This window comes from Hydrocoleum sp. CS-953 (genome assembly GCF_002260545.1).
GTDB lineage: Bacteria > Cyanobacteriota > Cyanobacteriia > Cyanobacteriales > Microcoleaceae > Trichodesmium.
In genome coordinates this window covers 1-4,061 of the sequence record NZ_LGSU01000650.1, presented here as the reverse complement: position 1 = coordinate 4,061, position 4,061 = coordinate 1, and the positions used below count along the sequence as shown (strand labels likewise).

Annotated in this window: 2 protein-coding genes and 1 pseudogene; all 3 read left to right on the top strand. The window is 34.5% G+C overall.

Features of this window, described 5'->3' with window-relative positions; translation table 11 throughout:
• Nucleotides 1–126: 126 nt before the first annotated feature.
• Nucleotides 127–483 (top strand): annotated as a pseudogene (locus AFK68_RS44470) (tetratricopeptide repeat protein); the annotation flags it as partial.
• A 1-nt stretch (nucleotide 484) separates the two neighbouring features.
• Nucleotides 485–1,279, top strand: a 795-nt coding sequence (locus AFK68_RS07350) for a tetratricopeptide repeat protein (RefSeq protein WP_210407279.1), incomplete at its 5' end; no start/stop codon positions are given.
• A 397-nt stretch (nucleotides 1,280–1,676) separates the two neighbouring features.
• On the top strand, nucleotides 1,677–4,061 hold a 2,385-nt coding region (locus AFK68_RS07345), incomplete at its 3' end, for an NACHT domain-containing NTPase (protein WP_143437661.1).

Below are 4,061 nucleotides of genomic sequence, written 5' to 3'. Positions count from 1 at the left end.
TTTGTGGTTGGGTTTGGAGACCAAACCCCTACGATAAAATTTTACAACAAACATTTAGAACTGCTATAACTGATAAATAATAACTAATAACTGAATAACTGGCTTCCTTCTTCCTTGAAAAATGAAATGGATGGACAAACAGAAATCTCCCCAGATGACTATCAGGGCTGGTACAATGTGGGAGTAAATCTTAGTAAATTGGGAAAATATCAACAGGCTATTACTGCTTTTAATAAGGCAATAAAAATTAAACCAGACTATCCTGAAGCCTGGAATAATCGAGGTAATGCCTTCAAAAGAATAGGTAGATTACAGTTAGCTTTAAGTGATTTTCATCTGGCTATAAGTCTCAAACCAAATTCTCATTTTGCTTGGTATAATCGAGGGAATGTACTGAATGATTTAGAGCGATATCGGGAAGCTATCAATTCTTTTGAGAAAGCAATACAAATTCAACCAGATTTATATCAAGCTTGGTACAATNAATCGAGGTAATGCCTTCAAAAGAATAGGTAGATTACAGTTAGCTTTAAGTGATTTTCATCTGGCTATAAGTCTCAAACCAAATTCTCATTTTGCTTGGTATAATCGAGGGAATGTACTGAATGATTTAGAGCGATATCGGGAAGCTATCAATTCTTTTGAGAAAGCAATACAAATTCAACCAGATTTATATCAAGCTTGGTACAATTTAGGAAATTCTTGGAATAGTTTAGGACATTACCGAGAAGCTATTGAAAATTACGAACAAGCAAAAAAAATTCAACCAAATTTATATCAAGCTTGGGATAATCAAGGTAAGGCATTATTTGAGCTAGGAAGGTATCAGGAAGCTTTGAAATGTTTTGAACAGGTAATAAAACTTAAACCCAATCATTATGCAGCTTGGAATTTTAAAGGAAGAACCTTATTTTATTTAGGAGATACGGAAGGAGAAATTATTAGTTATGAGAAAGCAATAGAAATTAAAATAGACTATCAGGAAGCTTGGAATAATTTAGGTCAAGCTTTGTCAAATTTAGGAGAGTGGTATGAAGCGGTCGCTTGTTTTGATGAAGCCATAAAAATTCAACCAAATTATTCTTTGGCTTACTATAATAAAGCTCGTTGTTATGCTTTGCAGGAGAAGGTATATTTAGCAATTGAAAATTTGGAACAAGCAATTAATTTCGGTGCTGGTAAACCCTACCGAGAGATGGCAAGAACTGATAGTGATTTTGGTAATATTCGTTTAAATCCTAAGTTTCAGGATTTAATTGAAGGTGATATTATGTATTAGAAAGGAAGAAGGAAGAAGGAAGAAGGAGTTCAACAATTAATAATTAATTATTAATTATTACCTCTTCTTATAAAGAAGAGGATTGACTAAAAGTATTTTTTTTCTTTTTTATCCATGAATGGAGAGGCTTTATACCTGATCCGATAGTATCATTACAATTCAATATCGTAGGGGTTTGGTCTCCAAACCCTTACCCAAGAATGTCGGTTTCCTAAATCCTAAATGTGTAGTGTTATATAATTAAAAATAACTAATCCATAAGAGGTTAAATAAAAATGTTTTTCTCTTTCAATATCGTAGGGGTTTCGTCACCAAACCCTTACCCAACAATGTCGGTTTCCTAAATGTGTGGTGCTATATAATGAAAAATAAATAATACATAAGAGGTTAAATAATTATGATTGAATTGTTAATTGCTTGGGGGGGTAGTGAAGCGGTTAAATTTATTGCTCAGGAAGTTATTGGAGAGTTAGCGAAGGGTACTGCTGAAGACTATGTTAAAGATTTTTTTAAACAAGGTATATCTGATGCTATTGATGGGATAAAAAATGGAAAACCTTTACAAAAAGCTACGGCACAAGCAATTAAATATTTTTTAGATTTGGTACAGCAAGAGTTAGAAAATGCTGATTTGAGTGAAAGTGAGTTAAAAGAATATATTAAACCTTTAAAACAGTTTCTTAAAAATCGGTCTGTTTTAGAAGTTCTGGTTAGTGCTTTTGATAATAATCTAAAAATTTTGGATACTAAGACATTAGCTACTATTGGCAATGAAATTAATCCGTCTTTGCCAGATGAATTTAACTGGGAATTTGTTGCCGAGCAATATCGGAGAAAGGTGAAAAAGATTATTCGAGAGTCGGATGAATTACGCAAAATATTAGATTCGGAAAATCTGGAGAAACTGGCAAATCAAAACTATGAAATTAGACCGGAATTTGACCTGATAAAACATCAAGAGGGAATCCGAGAACAATATGGAAATCTTAAATTAGAAAGTTTAGATACGAGTGGTTATAGTTATAATGATTTGAAATTATGGCGAATTTTTATTCCTCAAAATGTGCGGGAATCTCAAGAGTTTATGCCTCAAGTACATGAAATTCCTAAAGAATATTTGAAACAATTAAAAGATAGTGGGCAGCTTGACTCAGATTTTTCTCCAGAACAATTGGAAATTTTCCGAGGCAGATATTTTGCACAGCAAACTCGCTCGGTTTTAGAGTTAGTAGAAGATAAAAATTATCAGTATTTAGTTATTCTGGGCGACCCCGGTTCTGGTAAGTCTACTTTATTACAATATATCGCTCTAAAATGGGCAGAATTATCGCCGAAAGATTTGCCTTTATACCCAATTCCTTTGTTAATTGAACTGCGGACTTATGTGCGGAACTATGATGCGAATAAATGCAATAATTTTCTGGATTTTCTGGAAAAGGGTAGTGGGGTAGTTTGTCATTTGCCTAAACCGGAACTTCATGCAAAATTACAAAATGGTGATGCTATTGTGATGTTTGATGGGTTGGATGAAGTTTTCGATCCGGCAAAACGAGATGATGTAATAACTGCAATTCATGGATTTACTAATGACTATAAAAATGTCCGGGTTATTGTTACTTCGCGGGTGATTGGTTATAAGCCACAAAAACTCCGGGATGCTGAGTTTTATCATTTTATGTTACAAGATTTAGAGGCGGAACAAGTTGAGGATTTTATTCAAAGTTGGCATGATTTGACTTATCAGAATGAGGCGGAAAGGGAGAGGAAAAGAGAAAGATTGAAACGGGCAATTAATGATTCTTCAGCTATTAAGCAATTGTCGGAAAATCCCCTGTTATTAACTATGATGGCTATTTTGAATCGTCATCAAGAATTGCCGAGAGATAGAGCAGAACTTTATAATCAAGCTTCGCGAGTTTTATTACAACAGTGGGATGCAGAAAGGGCTTTAGTTGATGCGAAGATTGACTCGGTTACTATTGACTATAAAGATAAACAGGCAATTTTGCGTGAGGTAGCTTTTTTTATGCAGGGAAATAAAGAAGGTTTGGCTAGTAATTTGATTCATGGAAATGATTTGGAAAGGATTATTTCGGATTATCTCAAAAGTCTAAATATTAATGATGCGACAACTATACCTATGGCTAAGGCGCTGATTGAACAGTTGCGGAGTCGGAATTTTATTTTGTGTTTTGTTGGGGCTGAATATTATGCTTTTGTGCATCGGACTTTTTTGGAATTTTTCTGTGCTTGGGAGTTTGTTTGGCAGTTTAAGGAAACACAAACTCTGGGAATAGATGGGTTGATCGATGGTACTTTTGGTAAGTATTGGCAGGATGAAACAAAGCATGAGGTTTTGCGGTTAATTGCAGGGATGATTGATGCTAAGTTTGTGGGAGATATTATTAGTTATTTGATGGAGCAAGAGGGGGAAGAGGAAAAGTTTCAGAATTTATTTTTGGCGGGCAAGTGTTTGTTTGAAGTTAGGAGTCGTCAGAGTATTGGTGATGTGGGGAATCGATTATTAAAAAGGTTAAAAGATTTGACTTCGTATGACCTTGGTTATTATTATAAACCTTATGGCAGTATATCTTTTGACGATTATTACTCTCAAGAAATTTATCAGAAAAATGTAGCTTTAGTTGGTGAAATTCGTACTAAAGCGGTGGAGGTAGTAGCAACAACTTGGAGGGATGATAATTCAACTTATATTTGGCTCAAACAAAGGGTTGTGTCTGATGAAAATTGGAATGTGCGACGTGAAGCGGTGCGAGAAATTGCT